This window comes from Pelagibius sp. CAU 1746 (assembly GCF_039839785.1).
Lineage (GTDB): Bacteria > Pseudomonadota > Alphaproteobacteria > Kiloniellales > Kiloniellaceae > Pelagibius.
Window position 1 is genome coordinate 69707 of the sequence record NZ_JBDOQT010000001.1, and the last position, 18653, is coordinate 88359.

Annotated in this window: 19 protein-coding genes; 7 read left to right on the forward strand and 12 right to left on the reverse strand. The window is 68.2% G+C overall.

The features are described 5' to 3' along the window. The first annotated feature begins 139 nt into the window (after positions 1–139). From AAFN88_RS00310 to AAFN88_RS00320, 3 genes are all read left to right on the forward strand, one after another. Positions 140–1555: a HAMP domain-containing sensor histidine kinase gene (locus AAFN88_RS00310; RefSeq protein ID WP_347517501.1), complete on the forward strand. Its 1416-nt coding sequence runs from the start codon at positions 140–142 to the stop codon at positions 1553–1555. Between the two features lie 91 nt (positions 1556–1646). Further along, positions 1647–2525, forward strand: coding sequence for an AraC family transcriptional regulator (locus AAFN88_RS00315; protein ID WP_347517502.1), 879 nt, complete (start codon positions 1647–1649; stop codon positions 2523–2525). Between the two features lie 142 nt (positions 2526–2667). Next, positions 2668–3072 (forward strand): hypothetical protein, encoded by a 405-nt coding sequence (locus AAFN88_RS00320; protein ID WP_347517503.1) that lies wholly within the window; start codon positions 2668–2670, stop codon positions 3070–3072. Positions 3073–3183: 111 nt separating this feature from the next. On the opposite strand, the gene AAFN88_RS00325 is transcribed toward AAFN88_RS00320, so the two are convergent. From AAFN88_RS00325 to AAFN88_RS00340, 4 genes are all read right to left on the reverse strand, one after another. Beyond that, positions 3184–4389 (reverse strand): YbfB/YjiJ family MFS transporter, encoded by a 1206-nt coding sequence (locus AAFN88_RS00325; protein ID WP_347517504.1) that lies wholly within the window; start codon positions 4387–4389, stop codon positions 3184–3186. A gap of 76 nt (positions 4390–4465) precedes the next feature. Next, the gene (locus AAFN88_RS00330) at positions 4466–5059 is read right to left on the reverse strand and encodes a histidine phosphatase family protein (protein ID WP_347517505.1); all 594 of its coding nucleotides are present in this window, start codon (positions 5057–5059) and stop codon (positions 4466–4468) included. Positions 5060–5155: 96 nt separating this feature from the next. Further along, a complete protein-coding gene (locus tag AAFN88_RS00335) occupies positions 5156–6952 on the reverse strand; it encodes an adenylate/guanylate cyclase domain-containing protein (RefSeq protein ID WP_347517506.1) in 1797 nt (598 codons plus the stop codon). A gap of 45 nt (positions 6953–6997) precedes the next feature. Continuing rightward, positions 6998–7894 carry a TIGR01459 family HAD-type hydrolase gene (locus AAFN88_RS00340; RefSeq protein ID WP_347517507.1) on the reverse strand — a complete coding sequence of 299 codons (897 nt, stop codon included), beginning with the start codon at positions 7892–7894 and terminating at the stop codon, positions 6998–7000. A gap of 257 nt (positions 7895–8151) precedes the next feature. On the opposite strand from AAFN88_RS00340, the gene AAFN88_RS00345 reads away from it, so the two are divergent. Continuing rightward, a complete protein-coding gene (locus AAFN88_RS00345; RefSeq protein ID WP_347517508.1) occupies positions 8152–8862 on the forward strand; it encodes a DUF2927 domain-containing protein in 711 nt (236 codons plus the stop codon). 27 nt (positions 8863–8889) lie between these two features. On the opposite strand, the gene AAFN88_RS00350 is transcribed toward AAFN88_RS00345, so the two are convergent. Then, on the reverse strand, positions 8890–10215 hold the full coding sequence (locus tag AAFN88_RS00350) for an EAL domain-containing protein (protein ID WP_347517509.1): 1326 nt from the start codon (positions 10213–10215) through the stop codon (positions 8890–8892). A 162-nt stretch (positions 10216–10377) separates the two neighbouring features. Between AAFN88_RS00350 and arsC the strand changes: the two genes are divergently transcribed. Further along, positions 10378–10725 carry an arsenate reductase (glutaredoxin) gene (gene arsC, locus AAFN88_RS00355; RefSeq protein WP_347517510.1) on the forward strand — a complete coding sequence of 116 codons (348 nt, stop codon included), beginning with the start codon at positions 10378–10380 and terminating at the stop codon, positions 10723–10725. A gap of 121 nt (positions 10726–10846) precedes the next feature. Here arsC and AAFN88_RS00360 read toward each other — a convergent pair whose 3' ends face one another. Together AAFN88_RS00360 and AAFN88_RS00365 are read right to left on the reverse strand one after the other, a co-directional pair. Beyond that, a complete protein-coding gene (locus tag AAFN88_RS00360; RefSeq protein ID WP_347517511.1) occupies positions 10847–11923 on the reverse strand; it encodes a quinone-dependent dihydroorotate dehydrogenase in 1077 nt (358 codons plus the stop codon). A gap of 9 nt (positions 11924–11932) precedes the next feature. Next, positions 11933–12286: a DUF952 domain-containing protein gene (locus tag AAFN88_RS00365; protein ID WP_347517512.1), complete on the reverse strand. Its 354-nt coding sequence runs from the start codon at positions 12284–12286 to the stop codon at positions 11933–11935. A 150-nt stretch (positions 12287–12436) separates the two neighbouring features. Between AAFN88_RS00365 and AAFN88_RS00370 the strand changes: the two genes are divergently transcribed. Together AAFN88_RS00370 and AAFN88_RS00375 are read left to right on the forward strand one after the other, a co-directional pair. Next, positions 12437–13069 (forward strand): helix-turn-helix transcriptional regulator, encoded by a 633-nt coding sequence (locus AAFN88_RS00370; protein WP_347517513.1) that lies wholly within the window; start codon positions 12437–12439, stop codon positions 13067–13069. Positions 13070–13220: 151 nt separating this feature from the next. Beyond that, on the forward strand, positions 13221–14063 hold the full coding sequence (locus tag AAFN88_RS00375) for a branched-chain amino acid aminotransferase (RefSeq protein ID WP_347517514.1): 843 nt from the start codon (positions 13221–13223) through the stop codon (positions 14061–14063). A 7-nt stretch (positions 14064–14070) separates the two neighbouring features. Here AAFN88_RS00375 and AAFN88_RS00380 read toward each other — a convergent pair whose 3' ends face one another. From AAFN88_RS00380 to AAFN88_RS00400, 5 genes are all read right to left on the reverse strand, one after another. Continuing rightward, a complete protein-coding gene (locus tag AAFN88_RS00380) occupies positions 14071–14676 on the reverse strand; it encodes an aspartyl/asparaginyl beta-hydroxylase domain-containing protein (protein ID WP_347517515.1) in 606 nt (201 codons plus the stop codon). Between the two features lie 263 nt (positions 14677–14939). Beyond that, positions 14940–16526, reverse strand: a complete 1587-nt coding sequence (locus AAFN88_RS00385) for a lysine--tRNA ligase (protein ID WP_347517516.1) — start codon at positions 16524–16526, stop codon at positions 14940–14942. A gap of 392 nt (positions 16527–16918) precedes the next feature. Continuing rightward, complete coding sequence (locus AAFN88_RS00390) at positions 16919–17395, reverse strand: periplasmic heavy metal sensor (RefSeq protein WP_347517517.1); 477 nt, start codon at positions 17393–17395, stop codon at positions 16919–16921. 22 nt (positions 17396–17417) lie between these two features. Next, on the reverse strand, positions 17418–17978 hold the full coding sequence (locus AAFN88_RS00395) for a hypothetical protein (RefSeq protein WP_347517518.1): 561 nt from the start codon (positions 17976–17978) through the stop codon (positions 17418–17420). Between the two features lie 64 nt (positions 17979–18042). Continuing rightward, entirely contained in the window at positions 18043–18624 is a 582-nt protein-coding gene (locus tag AAFN88_RS00400) for a sigma-70 family RNA polymerase sigma factor (protein ID WP_347517519.1), read from the reverse strand. Positions 18625–18653: the final 29 nt, after the last annotated feature.

Here is an 18653-nt window from a genome sequence, read left to right on the forward strand (position 1 = left end):
GAAAAGGCGCTTATCCGCATTCTTCCGGAAACCTCTGGGCAACAAATTTAAGCGATTGGACTATAATCTCGTCGCCTAAGACAGGCGGTCCGGGGCGCGGCTCCCCGGGCAACGACGATCGGGATTTGGGACGTCGCGCATGGACCCTTCGGAGCTGATCAAGCTGCTCAACCTCGCCATGTTTCTGGTGATCGGCTGTGCGCTCCTGGTCTTTTGGCGAATCTCGAAGGGCCGCGCCTTTCTGCTCCATTGGAGCGTTTACGAATTCTCGCTCGCGGCGAGCATCTTCTTTTCGAACAATCTGCTCGCCTCTTCCATCGCGGTAGCCCTGGGCGTCCCGATCCTGCTCGCCGGCGTGCTGGGCTACCGGCGGCAGCGTCAGCCGCCACCCTACGTCTTCGCCCTGCTGGCCCTGGCGATCGTACTGCCGATCAACATCATCGCCGCGGTCTTCGGCACGCGCTACGGCGTCTTCTACCTCACCTCCTCGATCGCCCTGGGCCATGTCGCGGCCACCGTTCTCTTCATCATCGAGGGGCGCGCGCTCAACTACTTCATCGCGGCGACCTTCGCTTACCGTTCGGTCAACGCCTTTACCTTCTCGATGTGGATCGGCACCGCCTTCGCGCCCTACGGCCTGGCGGCCAACCAACTGGTCGTCTTGTGCGGCGGAATCGCCATGCTGATCGCCGGCTTCGCCAAGACCTATCGCGAACTGAAGGATAGAGAGCAGGAACTGGCCGAAGCCTATCGAAGGACCGAGTCCCTGATGCAGGACCTGGAATGGAGAAACACGGAGTATGCCCAGGCCCGCAGAGAAGCCGAAGCCGCGAACGCCGCCAAATCCCAGTTCCTCGCCAACATGAGCCACGAACTGCGGACGCCGCTCAATGCCGTGCTCGGTTTCTCCGAGATGCTGATCGTCCTGCCGCGGGAACGGGCCCTGAAGGAGATGACCCGCTATGCCGGCCACATCCATGAAGCGGCCAGCGGCTTGCGGCTCATCATCGACGACATCCTGGATATCTCCCGCGTCGAGGCAGGGGCGCTGCAATTGAAGGACGAAGCCTGCGATCTGGGCCAGATCCTGAACGACTGCCTGCGCCTCATCGGCCCGCTGGCCAACGACAAGGAAATCACCGTCTCGGGCCTTTCCGGCCCGCCCTGCCCGGTGCGATGCGACTACCGCCTGACGAAACAGGCCTTGATCAACGGCCTGTCGAATGCAGTGAAGTTCACGCAGCGGCGCGGCGAGATTACCTGCCGTGTCGAACGCGACGGCGAGATGGCGGTGGTCACCGTCGAAGACAACGGCATCGGCATCGACGACAAGGGGATCGCCAAAGCCTTCGATCCCTTCTGGCAGGAGGGCAACAACTTCCTGGCCGAAAACAAGGGGGTCGGCCTGGGCCTGACCATCGCGCGCTCCTATGTCGCGGCCCAGGGCGGCGCGGTCGAGGTCGCGCGCGCGGGCGAGAGGGGCACCATATTCCGCCTCAGCCTGCCGCTTGCAGGGTCCCGGTCCCAGGACATGAGGGGCGCCGCCGGGACCTGACCGCGCCAAAGCGCCGACGGCAAAACCGCAAGACAGATCAAGCCCGCCTCGGGTAGGTCAATACCTGGTCATCAACACCAGGAGCCTTCCCATGAGCAAGCGTGAATCGACCTATCAGGCCTGGCTGGGCCGCTTCACCCGTGTCGCCGACCACGTCGCCGACAACCTCGACGCGCCGCTCGACCTGATCCGCCTGGCGGAAATCGCTTGCCTGTCCCCCTACCATTTCCAGCGCTGCTGGCTCGCCTTCACCGGCGAAACCCTGGCGCAGATGGTGACCCGCCTGCGGCTGCACCGCGCAGCGGGGGAACTCCTCCGCGACGACACGGCCGTGGAGACCATCGGCCGGAGAGCCGGCTATGGGTCCGCCGCCGCTTTCACACGGGCCTTCGCCCGCGCCTATGGGCGGCCGCCCGCCGCGTATCGCGCCGCGGGCCGGATATCGCCGCCCCTGTCGATCAACCAGAAACCTGAAGGAGACCTTCGCATGTTCGAAGTACGTATCGAAGACACCGAGCCCCTGACCCTCGCCGCCGCGCATCATCTGGGCGACTACATGGAAATCGAAAAGACCTTCAACCGCGTCATGGCTCACTTCGCCGCAAAAGGAGCCCTGGGCAAGGGTCCGCTGCAGGGTCCGCCGCGCATGATCGGCGTCTACTACGACGATCCCGACCAGGTCCCCCGGGCCGAACTGCGCGCCGACGCCGGCCTGGTGGTGCCGCCGGATACCGAGGTCGAAGATCCCATCACGCTGGTCGAACTGCCGGGCGGCCCCCATGCCGTCCTGCGCTTCAAAGGTCCCTACGCGGAGCTGGACGGCGCCTACCGCTGGCTCTATGGCACCTGGCTGCCGCAGAGCGGGCGGGAGCCGGCGGATGCCGCCTGCTTCGAGGACTACCTGACCAACCCGCGCGAAGTGCCGGCGGCGGAGAACGTCACCGAGATCCATCTGCCCCTGAAAGCCTGACGCGCCGTAGCGTCATTGACCCGAGGCGGCGATAGGGGGCAGCCTGTCCAGCGTGACCGGCCGCCCCCGCGGCCGCCTCGGTCCTTGTGCGGCATGTCGACGCCCTGCCCGCAGGGCAACCGCCGAAAGCGAGGTGCAATTCATGGCTTCCCTCATCCTGGCCCGGCTGCTGGGCCCGCTGTTCCTCATCGCCGGACTGGGCCTGCTGCTGAACCGGGCACACTACCGCCGGATGCTGGAGAGCTTTCTGAACGATCCGGCGCTCTATTACTTCTCCGGCGCCCTGGCGCTCGTCGCCGGACTCGCCATCGTGACCTTCCACAACATCTGGACCGCCGACTGGCGCGTCGTCATCACGCTCGTCGGCTGGCTCTCGGTTGCGAAGGGCGTGGTGCGCCTGCTCTTCCCGCAGGCGGGCAGCCGCCTGGCCGGCCCGGTCCTGTCACCCGCCGCCTTGCCGGCGATGGCCCTGCTCGTCGCGGCGCTGGGGGCTTGGCTCTGTTTCGTCGGCTACCTCGCCGCGCCGACGGCGGGGCTCACCTTCTAGAGCAGATCAGGGCCGGCTGGAATCGCCCGCGGGACGGCTCTGTGAATCCGCTCTATGCCTTTGAAACAGATCCGGTTCACACGTTTCGGCGGAACCGCCCCGTGGTTCCGCCTAATCGCGATCCGATCTAGGCGGGCGCCATTCCATGGTGAGAAAGAAAGCCAGCAGCAGCGCCGCGGAGGCGACCAGCGTCGGCAGGGTGAAAGACTGGCCGATACCGTAGGCGAAGCCGGCGAAGCTGGGGCCGATCATCTGGCCCAGTCCGAAGGCCGCGGTCATCAGCGCCATGGAGCGGCGCGGATCGCCCGTGGAGAGGCTGCGCGCATGGACCAGGCCCAGAGCGGTGATGCCCATGATGGTACCGCCCAGCAGCGCCGCGGCCAGCAGCACCGCCACGGCGCCCTCGCCCAGCACCGAAAAGGCGACCCCGATACTTTCCACAAGACAGGCGACGGCGAAGGCGCGCCCGTTGCCGATCCGCTTGGCGACCCAGCCCCAGACGGCCACCGAAGGGATTCCCGCCAGCCCGACGGTCAGCCAGACATAGGGCTCGAGCCACTGCAGCGCCGGGGTCAGGCGCACCAGCGTCGAGATGAAGGTCGCCGTGATCACGTAGCCGAAGCCGAAAAAGCCGTAGGCGAGGATCAGCGCGATGAGCCGCGGGTCGGGCCGCGCCCGGCCGGCGCGGCGGTGTGCCGGCGGCGGTTCCGGCTCGGCCGGCACCAGGCGCAGCACGGCGAGCAGCGCCAGCAGGGCCAGGGCGCCGCTGGCCAGCCACAGCCCGCGCCAGCCGACGCCGCCGGCGGCCAGGCCCGCCACCAGCACCGCCGAGCCGGCGATGCCGACCCCCACCCCGGCGAAGTGCAGCGCCGAGAGGGCGGGGCGTCCCGCCGCGGCCAGGCGGTCCAGCACCAGGGCAGAGGCAAAGACCAGCACGAAGGCGCTGGCGACGCCCGACGCGAAGCGCAGGAAGAGGAACAGCGGCACCGAGGCCTCGATCGCCATGGCCGCGGTGGTCGCCGCGGAGATGCCGAGGGAAAAGAGGAACCAGCGCCGCCGACCGCCGGGCAGGCTGGCCTTGGCCGCAGCCAGCGCGCCCAGGAGGTAGCCGAGGAAGTTGGCCGAGGCGATGACGCCGGCTTCAGCCTGGGTCAGGCCCAGCCGCTCCACCATAAAGGGCAGGATGGGGGTATAGACGAAGCGCCCGATGCCCATGGCCGCGGCCAGCGCCAGGCAACCGCCCAGCGCCACGGCCGCGACGCTGCCCGCCGGCACCGGCTCGGCCGCCGGACAAGGGGCTTCGGACTCTCCCGTCATGCCGGCAAGGCTAGCACGCGCCCTGCGCCGCAGATCTGCAAATCCCGCTCAGCAGAGTCCCGCTGCCGCGGGGTGGCTATTCCGGCGCGGTGATGGTCCCGGCGACCTCCGGCCTGTCGGTGCCGTTGGGCCTGAACACCAGGCCGCCGCCCGAAGGCGGCTTTTCCTGGCCCAGCGCGACGAAGGCGTGGCTGTGGGTCACCAGCACCAGCGGCCCGGCGGGCGGTTTCATCTCAGCGAGCAAACGGCGGACCGCCGCGTTCATCTCGTCTTCGCCTCCGACGGTCCAATGGAAATAATTGAGCGCGGGCTCGTCGCGCACCGGGCCGAGGCCGAGCAGCTCCGCGGTCTGCCGGGCGCGGCAAAACTGACTGCTCAGCACCGTCGCCCCGGCGATGCCCGCCGCGCGGAAGCGTTCGGCCAGGACCGCGCCCTGGGCGCGCCCGGCCGCGCCGACCTGGCGCTGGGTGCGGCAGTCCTTCAGGTCGAAGTCGTCGGCGTCGACGCCGCCCGCCTTCACGTGGCGCAGCAACACCACGTAGCCGCCGTCCTTCAGTTTTGTCAGATCGAAGTCCCCCGCTTCCGCAGGCGCCGCCGCCGGCAGCACCATGGCCAGCAGCCCCGCCAGCAGCAGCAGACGCGCCAAGCCGCGCCGCGTTCCCCGTTTCATCGAATCCCCCCAAGGTGTTTCACATTAGGTCTTTCGCAATGGCGCGCATCATAGCCCAGCCGGGCGGCGGCTCCAGCGATCGAAAGTTGCAGCGGGTCAGACGCGGATACGGCGGAAGGCGACCGGGGCGTCGAAGCCCTTCAGGGCCGTGGTCTCGGTCCTGCAGTCCAGGCCCGGCAGCAGGGCCGCCACCGCCGGGTCTTCCGCCAGCACCTCCGACAGCACGATGTCGCCGCCGTCGCTCTGCCCTTGCAGGCGCGCGGCCATGTTGACCGTGGTGCCGAAGTAGTCGAGACGCCCGTTCAGGGTGACGGCGATGCAGGGGCCTTCGTGCAGGCCGACCTTGATGGCCAGCGCCCGCGCTTCCGATTTGTTGAAGCCGGCGAGTTCGCGCTGGATGTCGAGGGCGGCGGCCAGGGCGTCGCCGGGCGCGGCGAAGGCGGCCATGATGGCGTCGCCGATGGTCTTCACCAGCGCGCCGTTGTGACGCCGCACGATGGCGCCCAGGAAGGCGAAGTGATCGCGCACCAAGTGATAGGCGGCAGCATCGCCGATGCTGCCGTAGAGATCGGTGGAGCGCTTCAGGTCGGTGAAGAGCAGCGCCACCCGCGCCACCGCCACCTCGTCGCCGGGCCTGAGCACCTGGTCGGAGAAAAGATCGCGGAAGGCCTGCAGCGCGGTCACCCGGTCGGCGGTCAGCGCGTCGCGCGCCCAGCGGCGTTCCTCGATGATGACGGTCAGGGGGCCGGTGGCGGCATTGCGCAGCCGCACCCGTCCGGCTTCGCCCGGCCCGCCAAGGCGCACGGCCGCGTCATCCACCACCATTTCGGGCAGGACCTCGCCCTCGGCCAGCACCGCCTCCTCTTCCGGTCCCGCTTCCAGGGTGCGCAGGCGGTAGCTGCCGGCGGGCAGCTCGCAGGCCTCGGTCAGGGTCTCGCCCGGCTGAAGGGTCCGCTGCACCCAGATGTGCGGAGTCGACATGGGCCCGAAGAGGCAGTGCTCGCCCGTGCCCAAGGCGCGCACCGCCGGGGCCGGGGCGAAGCTCAATTCCACATTGCGCGAGAAGTCGCGGTCGTAGTCGATGTTGCAGGTCGCGCAGTGCGCCCCCTTGGGCAGCTGGTCGAGGGCCTGCACGGCGGCCTTGGCGACGCGGCAGCGCGGGCAGAGCAGGTCCCAGCGCATGGTCAGAAGGCCACTGCGCACCGCCTGCAGGCAAAGCTCGATGACCTCGCGCGGCTGGGCGCCCCAGTCGCGCGCCAGGACCAGCGGGCGGATGTGCCCCAGGTCGGCCTCCTGGGCGCTCAGCAGGTGGTCGGCCAGGCGCGCCGCCAGGCCGTGGCCGTGGCCGCTGGCCTCGATCTCCGCCACCTGGGCCTCGACCCGCGCCTTCCGCTCCGGGTCGGGGCGCGGCGCCTTGAAGGTGAAGGGCAGCGCCGCGGCGCCGGCGGCAAAGCGGTCGGCATCGGCGGCCAGGGCGGCGAAGGTCTTGGCGGTGCGCTCAAAGAAACCGGTCCGGAGGACCAGGCGGCCCAGCAGGTTGGCCGGTGTGGCGCTCAAGGTGTAGTCGCCGCGGCAGCCGCCGCCGGGTTCGGCCGTTAGGGCAAAGCGGGCGGTAAGGTCCTTCAACGGGCCGCCGCGGAATTCGCGGCGATGCTCGAACCAGCGGTTGGCCACCCAGTTCACCGGGATCTCGCGCCAGGTGACGGTCAGCGGCCCGCGCCGCAGCCGGCCCTCGTAGAGCACCGTGCCGTCATCCTGCAGGGATTCCGTGACCTCGTAGCGCGGCAGTCCCGCGGCCTCGTTGAAGCGCACGGTGTCGGCCAGCAGCGGCCAGATGGCCTGCGGCGGATTCTCGAAACGCCAGTGAAAACTACGGCTTTGCGGTTCAGCCATGACTTCCGTTCCGGCCGACCGCGAGATGTTAGCCCGGGCTGGCCCCTACCAGCGCATGAAGGGCAGCACCGCGGTGGGCTTCCATTCGGCCGCCGAGATGAAGGCGGCGTAGGCCTCGGGGTCGATCAATCCCTCACTATCTACGCCCAATTCCTCGCCGTGGATCCCTCCGGCGATGAAAATACTGGAAATGCCCGAGGCCTGGGCCCCGGCCACATCGGTGCGCAGGGAATCGCCGATGGCGGCGATGCGCGACGGGTCGATGCCCTCCAGCAGGGCAAAGCAGCTGCGGTAGACCTCCGGATGCGGCTTGCCGTGCCAGCGCACCTCGCCGCCCTTCTGCTCGTAGTCCAGGGCCAGGGCCCCGGCGCAGATCTCCATCTCGTCGCCGCGCATGACGATGAGGTCGGGATTGGCGCAGATCATCGGCAGCTTGCGTTCCAGCCCGGCATCCAGGAAGGCGCGATAGGTCTCCACCACGTCGTGGTCGTTGAGAATGCCGGTATTGAGGATGAACTCCGCCTCCGACAGGGCCTCGACGAAGTCGACGCCCTCCAGGCCCTCGCGCATGCCGTAGTCGCGCTCCGGACCCAGGTGGTAGCAGCGGGTCCCGAGCGCCCGGTACCAGGCGTCGGCACGGGTCTTCAGGTGCTGCCAGGCGTCCTCGCCGGAGCTCAGCAGGTGGTCGGGCAGGTCTTCCGGAATACCCATCTCCGCATTGCGCCTGGCAATGACGCCGGCGCGGCGCGGCGCGTTCGAAAGGAAGATCGACTTCTTGCCGGCCGCGCGCAGTTGCCCGAGCGCCTCCACCGCCGCCGGGTAGGCATTCAGCCCGTCGTGCATGACCCCCCAGAGATCGATGATGAAGGCGTCGTAGCGCTCGGCCAGGGCCGAGAGGCCGGGGTAGATGGGCACCTCGGTCGTGAGGGTGGCGGATGTCATGGAATTCCGGGGTCTCCGGGCCGTTTCAAGGCGAAAGATTACGGTTGCGCGCCTCTTCTGCCACAGGCTGCCGCCTCATGCAAAGGAGGATGCGGGATCGGTCCGGCAGGGACAATCGGCAGAAGCGGTTCAACCGGGACGCTAGCCATGCTATTTCATATCTCGCAACGTTTGGCGTAGAAACTCAAGCTAAAGACGGGGTGGGGGTGGGGAAAATGAGAGCGTGTTACAGGGCCGTAGCAGGTTCTTTCGCCGCCGTGGTGGCGAGCCTGGCATTGAACGGCTGCGTCACCGAGGAAGCGGCGGAAAGCCCCCGACCGGCGATCCTGCCCATCGACACCCTGACCGACGACGGCGGGCGCATCGACAAGTGGGTGCGGCCGGTCCGCATATCCTTGGCGGGAGAAGGCGCTGAAGAGCATCGCGGCCACGTCGCAGAGTGGGCGGCAGCGCTGCGCAGCGTCACCGGGCATCCAATCGCCATGGCGGAAGGCGACAATGGCGACCTATGGCTCGTGTTCGGCACAGAAACGCCGAAGGCGACCCTCGGGCGGCATGCCGAGGTCTATGCGCCACTGTACAGCAACGAAGCGGCTATGGCCGCCGACCTGCAAGACGACGGGGAAGAGGATCTCTGCCGCGCGAAACGGGGCATGAGTACCGAGAACCGCCATGAAATCGTCTACGCGGCCGGAGCGATACCGGCGGGACTGGGCGGCGCGCAAACAAGCAGCTGCATCAGTCGTCTGCTGGTAACGGCCCTGGGGACCTCCGGAACCAAATCGCTTTCGAACAACCAAGCCCCAAGGCCCGACACTTCCGCCAAAGCGGCCACAGGCATCCAAATCATCCTGCTGAAAGTCTGGTACGACAAGCGGGTGAAGCCCGGCATGACGGTCGCCGAAGTTCAGCCGGTCATGAACGAGGCGATGCAAGACGTGATGAAAGAGCGGTTCAAGAAGCCCTAGCGCCGACGCGCACGCGCGATCGCGTCTTCACGCCGCCGGCTTGGCCAGGCGGGGTTCGCCGAAGAGGTAGCCCTGGGCGCAGTCGACGCCCAGGTCCATGACCTCGACCAGGGCGTCCTCGTCCTCGACCTTCTCCACCACCAGGCGTACGCCGTGTTCCTTCAGGTCGTTGACCAGGGCCTCGCCGGCGGCGGCGTCGGCCAGCAGCAGCTCGGCATGGACCTTCACGAAGTGGAAGTTGCGCCGGGCCAGTATCTCGCCGTCAACGTTGAGGTGGTGCACGCCGTCCAGGGAGAAGCGGCAGCCCAGATCCGCGAGGCGGCGCAGGTAGACCGCGGCGCCTGTGTCCCAGGCTTCGTAGTCGGACTGCGAGAACTCGAAGATCAGGTGCTTGGCCAGGTCGCCGTTGCTCTCCAGGAAGTCCACGAAGTCGGCGAAGAAGGCGTCGTCGCCCAGGGTGTGGCTGGAGATGTTGCAGAAGAAGTCGAGCTTCTCGCTGCGGTACTGGATCTTGCGGACCAGTTGAATGCAGCGGATCAGCAGCATGTTGTCGATGGCCGCGACGATGCCCTCGCGCTCGGCCAGGCCGATGTACTGCTCGGGCAGGATCATATAGCCGTCGCTGGTGCGCAGCCGCGAGAAACACTCGTAGTAGCGCCGCTTGCGCTGCGGCAGCAGCACGATGGGCTGCAGCACCAGGTCGATGCGGTCGTCGCGCAGCGCCTGGCGGGCCACGTCCAGCACCGCCGACTCGTCCAGCCCCTCGGCCACCGGCGGCAGCACTCCCGGCTTCTGGTTGGCGTTGGCCGGCATGACGGCGATCTTGTTGCCCCCGTCAAAGGACTTCGCGTCGTCGCGCGCCAGGGCCTTGGTTCCCTCGGCCGGCTTGGCCTGCCCGTCCGGGCGGCGCGCCGGATCGCCCATGGCCTGGGCGCCGGCCTTCGGGCCATCCGCAGCAGGGACCGGCGCCTTGGAGGACTTGGCGAGGCGGGCGATCAGCGACTGCAGCACCTTCACCTCGGAAATGACTTCGTCGACGCTCTTGCCCGAGCGGCTGAGGCTGCCGGCGGATTCCAGCGCCTCGCGCAGGATGGCCAACTCGCGGCGCGTCCAGCTCAGCTCCTCCATCGCCTCGCTCTGGGCGTGGCGCAGGCCGATCAGCTTTTCCACCAGGAAGGACTCGCGGCCCAGCCGGGCATAGACCTCGTGCAGCAGCCCGCCGCCGATCAGCGCCGCCAGGCCCAGGCCGATGGCGGCCTCGCGGCCGGCAAGCGGCAGCCACAGGGGCGCGAAGAGGGCCAGCGCCACCGCGCCGCCCGCGTAGCAGAGGAAAATCGCTAGGTGTTTCAGCATCCGCCTGCCGGGATTGAAAAAGTGCTGTACCGGACCTTGTCAGGCACTTTCCCCCAAGAGGCTTGAAAGATAGTTAATGGAGTCTTGAGGAGACCTTGACGAATCCCGGCCGGCGGCGCTTCTTTGCCGCTAAAAATGTGCCATTTCAGAAGGAGGCAAGCGATGGCCGTGACCATCTATCACAACCCCCGCTGCAGCAAATCCCGCCAGACCCTGGCGCTGCTGCAGGAACAGGGCGAAGATCCCAGGGTCATCGAGTACCTGAATGACACCCCGGACGCGGCGACCCTGGACGGCTTCCTGAAGAAGCTGGACATGGAGCCGCGCGAACTGATGCGCCGCAAGGAAGCCCCCTACAAGGATCTGGGCCTCGACGACCCGGGCCTCAGCCGCGAGGCCCTGATCGCCGCCATGGTCGAGCACCCGGTGCTGATCGAACGTCCCATCGTGGTCAAGGGCGAGAAGGTCGCCCTCGGCCGGCCGCCGGAGAGCGTGCTGGATATCCTCTGAGCGGTGGCACATCCTTCGAGACGCACCCCCAAGGAGCACGGGCGCTGCTCCTCAGGGTGAGGTCAAACTCCGGCCTCATGCTGAGGAGGCCCGCCAGGGCCGTCTCGAAGCATGTGCCTCGCTATCCCGAATAGCGGTGGTCTGCGCCGACGGCGGCGGCGACAGAGGCGAAGCCGTCCTCGCGCAGCAGCCGCGCCAGTTCGGTCTTGATCCGCGCGACCAGCGCCGGGCCGCCGTAGATCAGCGCCGTGTAGAGCTGCACCAGCGAGGCGCCGGCGCGGATCTTGCGGTAGGCCTCCGCCCCCGACGACACGCCGCCGACGCCGATCAGCGGCAGCTTGCCCTCGGTCAGGCGATAGAGATCGCGCAGCACCGCCGTCGAGGGCTCGAACAGCGGCCGCCCGGAGAGCCCTCCCGCCTCCCCTTTCGCCGCGCCCTTCAGGGTCTCGGGGCGGGCGATGGTGGTGTTGGTGGCGATGATGCCGGAGACGCCAAGATCCAGGCAGACGGCGGCGATGTCCGCCTTGTCCTCTTCGGTCAGGTCCGGCGCGATCTTCAGCAGCAGCGGCGGCGCCGGATCCGCCAGCACGTCCAGCACCCGGCCCAGCAAGGCCTCCAGCTCGCCGCGCCCCTGCAGGGCGCGCAGGCCCGGCGTGTTGGGCGAGGAGACGTTGACCACCAGATAGTCCGCCAGGGGGCCCAGTGCCGCGGCCCCCAGCACGTAGTCGCCGGCGGCCTCCACGGTGTCCTTGTTCTTGCCCAGGTTCACCCCGACAATGCCATTCTTACCTGGGCCGCCCCGCCCGGTGCTGCGGAAAGCTTCCAGGCGCGTCCGGGCCGCCTCCAGACCGCCGTTGTTGAATCCCAGCCGGTTGATCACCGCGCCGTCCTCGGGCAGGCGGAAGATGCGCGGCCTGGGATTGCCCGGCTGCGGGCGCGGCGTGATCGAGCCCACCTCCACGAAGCCGAGGCCGAGCCCCAGCATGGCGCCCATCACCCGGGCATCCTTGTCGAAGCCCGCCGACAACCCCAGGGGGTTGGGAAAGCGCCGGCCCCAGACCTCGCAGGCGAGGACCGGATCCTCCGGCGCCGGCCGGCGCGGCGCCAGGCCGTGCTCCAGGGCCCAGAGGGTGAGGTTGTGCGCGGTCTCCGGGTCCAGCCGCCGGAGCGCCGGGCCGATCAGGGAAAAGCTGTCCAAAGGTCGGTCTCAGTCCTGAAAATGCGGCGGGAAAACGTGGGCGCCGTCGGCGCCGAGCGGCAACTCGTCGACGCGCCGCACCGCCGCCGCCGGCAGCGCGCCGTAGAGGTGGGGGAAGAGGGCGCCGCCCCGCGAGGGCTCCCACTTCAGCGCCTCGCCCAGCGCCGCGGCCTCGACCGTCAGCAGGACCAGGCCGTCCTGGCCGGCGCGGTGCTTGGCCGCCGAGGCGCGGACCTGGCCGGCGCCGGAAAAGTGGATGAAGCCGTCGGCACGGTCCTGGGAGGAGCCCGCGTAGCTGCCGGAGTCCTCGGCGGCGGCCCATTCTTCGCGGCGGCAGATGTGATAGATCAGTTCCCGATTCATGGGCGCCAAAGTAATCGAGAGTAAACAGCGCGAACAAGACCCGGCGGCCAAAACCCGCCAAAACATTACAAATCATTGTTTTGCCTCGGGCTTGGGGCCTGTGACTATGTTCTTGCTGCATTCAGAGGCAACATATAAGACAATGTTCCCATGTTGGAGCACGAGGCCGTATGGCGGGCGATCGACCGTCTTGCCGCGAGATACAATCTCTCCCCCTCCGGGCTTGCCCGGCAGGCAGGCCTTGACCCCACGACATTCAACAAGAGCAAACGCATCACCAAGGAAGGCAAGCAGCGCTGGCCCAGCACCGAGTCGCTGGCCAAGGTGCTGAACGCCACCGGCGCGTCGCTCAGCGAGTTCATCAGCCTGATCGAGGATCAGGGCCATCCGACGAACTTCCGCCGCCTGCCGAAGCTGCGCTTCGTCCTGGCGGCCCAGCCCGGTTACTTCGACAGCGAAGGCCGGCCGCTGCGCAGCCACTGGGAGGAAGCCCCCTTCCCCGGCGTGCCCGACCCCCATGCCTTCGCCCTGGAGATTTCCGGCGACGGCCTGCTGCCGGTCTACCGCAACGGCGATCTGGTGGTCGTCTCGCCCAGCGCCGAGGTGCGCGCGGGCGACCGCGTGCTGCTGCGCAGCCAGCAAGGCGAACTGCTGATCGCCGAACTGCTGGAGAACAGCGGCGGGGTGCTGCGCCTCAAGGCTTTCAGCCGCGAGCACGTGGTGCGCGAGCTGCCGCTGGCCCAGGTGCAATGGGTGTCGCGAATCTCCTGGTCCGGGCACTGAGACGCCGCCCGGCGATTGTCACCGCTACAATTCCAACGCATAGCTGCCCAGCGCAGCGCCCGGCGATTCTGCGCGCGGGCAAGCTTTCCCTGATCCGGGCGACCGGCTAGGCTCTTTCCGGCGCCGCAACAGCAGCTAGAGAGACACCGTCATGACAGCTCCCAAGGCCGTGCATTTCCTGGATGGTGAGTGGGTCGAAGGCAACCCGCCGATCATGGGTCCCATGACCCACGCCGCCTGGATGGCCTCGGTCGTCTTCGACGGCGCGCGCGCCTTCGAGGGCGTCACGCCGGACCTGGACAGGCACTGCGAGCGCCTGGTCAACTCCGCCAATACCTTCGGCCTGAAGGCGCTCCATTCCGCCGGCGAGATGCTGGAGATCGCCCAGGACGGCCTGAGGCATTTCGACGACGACGCGGCGCTGTATCTCAGGCCCATGTTCTTCGCGGAGAGCGGCTTCGTCGCCGCCGACCCGGAGTCGACGCGCTTCTGCTTCACCCTCTACGAGGCGCCGCTGCCGCCCGCCGATGGCTTTTCCGTCTGCCTGTCCAGCTATCGCCGCCCGGCGCCGAACATGGCGCCGACCGACGCCAAGGCCTCCTGCCTCTATCCCAACTCGGCGCGCGCGCTGACCGAGGCCGGGCAGCGCGGCTTCGACAACGCGGTGGTGCTGGACGCCATCGGCAACGTCGCCGAGCTGGCCACCGCCAACATCTGGATCGCCAAGGACGGCGCCGCCATCACCCCGGTGCCCAACGGCACCTTCCTGAACGGCGTCACCCGCCAGAGGATCATGCAGCTTCTCCAGGAAAGGGGAATAAGGGTGCACGAGGGCCGCGTCACCTGGCAGGACGTGCTGGAGGCCGACGAGGTCTTCTCCACCGGCAACTACGGCAAGGTGGTGCCGATCACCAAGGTCGAGGACCGCAACCTGCAGCCCGGTCCGGTCTACACCACCGCCCGCGAAGCCTACTGGGACTGGGCGCACGGCTGAGGTAACGTCACGCGCCGGCGCGCACGGTATAGCGGCCGAGTTTCACATTCTCGCCGAAGACGTCGACCGCCCGCTCACGCGGCAGCAGGTCGAAGATCATGTGGATGCGGTCCTGGCCGCCGTCGTTGAAGGCCTCGTGCATCTGCTTGTTGTCGAACCACCAGAGCTCGCCTTCGCGCATCCGCACTTCTTCGTCGCCGGACTTCAGCCAGGAGCCCTGGGCCGAGCGGAGCACCATGTGGTAGCGGTCGCGGACCGCGTAGTACTCGCCGCGGTCGACGTGCGGATAGACGCGCCGGCCCGCCCGCAGGCAGACGATCTTGGCCCGGCTCAGCAGAGCGCCCTGCTCGCGCGCGACATCCTTCAAGAAACGCCGTGCGGCGGGATAGAGCTTGGAGCCCGTGGTCCAGCGGCTTTCGTGCACGTCGCGGCGCTTGCGCTCGCCGATGGCCGACTTACGCAGGCCGCGCAGCGGGATCGCCAGGGCCTCGCGCTGCACCGCGATCTTGGCCTGACGGCCTGTCGCGGCCTCCCAGGCCCCCTCGTTCGACGCGATCTCGTCAAGGAAGGGCTGCGGGTCGATGCCCGCTTTAATGCGGCGGAAGAACTGCACGGCGATCCCCTCCAACTCAGACAGTCCAGCGAGCCTATATGACTGCCCGACAAATCTGACCGTTTGATTAAGATTAGCTTTGGGCCGAGAAAGGCGTGCTTGGGCACCGCCGCCGCGCCACCGTCATGCTCGGACTTGTTCCGAGCGTCCAGGGCAGGCGACGGCCTGGCAACCCTGCACCCTCGGGACAAGCCTGCCTTCGCCGAAGCAAAGCCGCTTCGGCTTCGCGCAGGCAGGCCCGAGGGTGACAGGAGCAGCCTTGATCAGGAAGACGCCTGCAGGCTCTCGCCAGCCAGCACGGAGTCGATGAGGGCGAGGCTCTCCTCCAGGCCGTAGAGCGCCATGAAGGAGCCCATGCGCGGGCCCTGGTCCTGGCCCAGCAGGGTCTCGTAGAGCGCCTTGAACCAGTCGCGCAGGTTCTCGAAGCCGTGCTCCTTGCCGACCGCGTAGACCTCGTTCTGGATGGTCTCGCCGTCGGCATCCTGCGGCAGGGCGCGCAGCCGTGCGGCCAGATCCTCCAGCGCCGCGCGCTCCTTGTCGCTCGGCGCGCGGTAGGACTTCTTCGGCTTCACGAAATCCTGGTAGTAGCGCAGGGCGAAGCCGACCAGGCGGTCGAGGAAGGGATCGCTTTCCGGCGAGGCTTCCGGCGCGTAGCGCGAGATGAAACCCCACAGCACCGCCTTGTCCTCCGTGTTGCACACGGACGCCAGGTTCAGCAGCATGGCGAAGGAGAGCTTGGTGCCCGGCACCGGCGGCTGGCCGCCGTGGATGTGCCACACGGGGTTCTCCAGGCGCTTCTCGTCCTGCCCGTCATAAGCCGCGAGGTGCGAGAGGTAGTCGTCCACCGCCCGCGGGATCACGTCGAAGTAGAGCCGCTTGGCCGCCTTGGGCTTCTGGAACATGAAGAGCGAAAGACTCTCGGTCGGACCGTAGGTCAGCCACTCCTCGGCGCTGAGGCCGTTGCCCTTGGACTTGGAGATCTTCTTGGCCTCCTCGTCCAGGAAGAGCTCGTAGTTGAAGCCCTCCGGCGGGCGGCCGCCGAGGATCTTGCAGATCTGCGAGCCGAGCTTCACCGAGTCGATGAGGTCCTTGCCCGACATCTCGTAGTCGACGCCCAGCGCGTACCAGCGCATGGCCCAGTCCGCCTTCCACTGCAGCTTGCACTGGCCGCCGGTGACCGGCACCTCGACCTTGGCGCCGTCCTCGTCCTCGTAGACGATGGTGCCGGCCTCGGCGTTCACCTCCAGTACCGGCACCTGCAGCACGCGGCCCGTCTTGGGGCAGAGCGGCAGGAAGGGGCTGTAGGTCTCGCGGCGCTCCGGCCCGAGGGTCGGCAGCACCACGTTCTTCACCTCGTCGTAGTGGCGCAGCACCTGCAACAGCGCCTCGTCGAAGCGGCCCGAGGTGTACCAGTCGGTCGCCGACTGGAACTCGTACTCGAAGCCGAAAGTGTCGAGGAAACCGCGCAGGCGCGCGTTGTTGTGATGCCCGAAGCTCTCGTGCGTCTCGAAAGGATCGGGGATCTGCGTCAGCGGCTTGCCGAGATGCTCGGCCACCATCTCCTTGTTCGGGATGTTGTCCGGCACCTTGCGCAGGCCGTCCATGTCGTCGGAGAAGCAGAAGAGGCGCGTCGGCACGTCGGAGAGGCGCTGGAAGGCCTGGCGCACCATGGTCGTGCGCGCCACCTCGCCGAAGGTGCCGATGTGCGGCAGCCCCGAGGGGCCGTAGCCCGTTTCGAAGAGGACATAGCCTTTCTCCGGGGTTTTCCCGGCGATGCGCTTTACGACTCGTCTTGCCTCTTCGAAGGGCCAGGCGCGCGCGCCCTCGGCCAGGTCTCTCTCGTTGCTCATGGTTCCGCTCGTCCGACGGGATAGATCCCCGGGCACGGCCTCCTGCCGCCCCGTTCAAGTGGGGCGGACACTAGAGCATTGTCCGGCTGGTTTGAAGCAATTCCGTTTTCGAACGGAGAGGCGACCGGCAGGAGGAAGGCCAGCGCGATGCGGGGCATCGGGCAAGCCTTACGACTCCCCGGGCGCCCGCCGCTCGAAAACCCCTCGGGCCGGGCAACTTTGCACCAGCTTCGGCAGGCTTCGGCTTGGCCATATCACCACTATGGCCTGCGCCAAACCCCTTGAACTTGGCACAATTCTGCTCCGGCAGAGTGGTTCATACTAGCCGGACAAGGCTCTCGGCCCAGCGCGGCGGGGCGTCAATCGCGCCGAACCGGCGGCCGCGGCAGGGCTCAATCGCGGTCGCGGCGGGGGGGAAACAGCAGGCGGCGCAGGAAGTCGCGGTCCGCGGAGGCGCGTGCCAGAAAGGCGGCCTTGGTTTCCTCCGGCAGCCCGGCGAGGAAGCTGTGGAGATCCTCCGCCATGTCCAGAACCATGTTCCCACCGCTCTCGCGGCGCGCCTGCAGCGCGAGAGCCAGCGCGGCCCGATCGAAAGCCGGCTGCTCCAGGGCGTCGATGATGATGGCGCGGAAGCTCTGCCGGTTTTCGCGGCCCTCCGCGCGGCGCTCGGCGATCCTCTGGCGCAGGGCCTCCAGGGCGGCGGCTTGGCGGTCGTCGAGATTGAAATCCTGCACCGCCGCGACAACCGGGTCCGGTCTGGACGGCGGTGCCGGATCACCCATGAAGCGGGGGAAAATCACTCCTGCGACGAAGAAGACGTTCAACGCCACGGAAGCCGCCAGCAGGAGCCAGGGAAGTTTGCTACGCATCGCAGTCTTGCTTTCCAAAAAACTAGATCAGGTCTTCCAGCAGCAGGTCGACCGGCAGGTCGCCGCCGGCAACCTCGGCGGACTGGGCGGACTGGGCGACGTCCAGCTGTTCGCCCTGATAGCGGCCCAGTTCGAAGGCGCCGGCACAGGCCAGCACCAGGGCCACCGTGGCGAAGGCCGGCACCGCCGGGCGCAGCCAGCCGGCAAGGAGGTGCCCAATCCAGGCGCCTCTCCCCTCCGGCGCCGCCCGCCAGGCCTCTTGCGGGAACCGCCGGGCGTCCTGCGGCCGCGGCCGCAGGGCCTGGGCGCGCGTCACCACCGCAGCCGGAGCCGCCTCGGGCCCGGCCGCCAGCGTCTCGCGCAGGGCCAGGACTTCGTCCAGCAGGGCCGGGTCGCCGGCCAGCCGCGCCTCCAGGCGCGCCGCCTCGTCCTCCGCCAGGCTGCCGTCCAGGTAGGCGGCCAGCCACAGCGCCTCGGGCGCCCCACGCTCCGCGTCCCGGAGCGTTCCCGGAGGCGCCCCGGCCTCGCGGGCCCGGCGCCAGAGGGCCGCGCCCTCTTTCGTCTTGGTCTTGTCTTCCCTCATGTCTCTCTCAACCTCTAACCCCTTGAACCGTCTTACGCCGCCAGGGCGGGAAATATCCCCGCGCCTAGCGGTCTTCCCCCATTTCCGCCTGAAAATGCCCGCGCAGCTTCACCAGCGCCTTGTGATGCATGGAGCGCACGGTCTGCGGGTCGATGCCGATCACCTCCGCCGCCTCGCCCGGTGTCATGTCGCGCCGGTACAGCAGCTCCAGCACCAGGGCCTGGCGCGGGGAGAGCAGACCGTCGGGGATCTTCACCTTCTCCGGGATCACCGGATCGACCGCCAGCACCGCCTCCGGCTGCGCCTCGATGTCCTCGGTACGCCGGCGCAGGCGCCGCAGGTGGTCGATCGCCGCCGAATTGGCCACCACCGTTAGCCAGGTCGTGATCTTGGCCCGCGATTCGTCGTAGCCGCGCAGCAGCCTGAAATCGTGCTGGCACAGCTTTACGAAGACGTCCTGCACCACATCCTCCGCGTCCGAGGTACGCCCGGCCGGCACCAGCCGGCGGCGCACCGCGGCAAAGATTACCGCCGCGTGGCGCGCCACGAAGCGATCCCAGGCCGCCTTGTTCCCGTCCAGCAGGGCAGCCAGATCGGCATCGCCCCCGCTCACGGTCTCGCCTTCCACCGCAACGGCAAAACTCATCCCACTCCTTCGACCGGACCTCTGCCGGC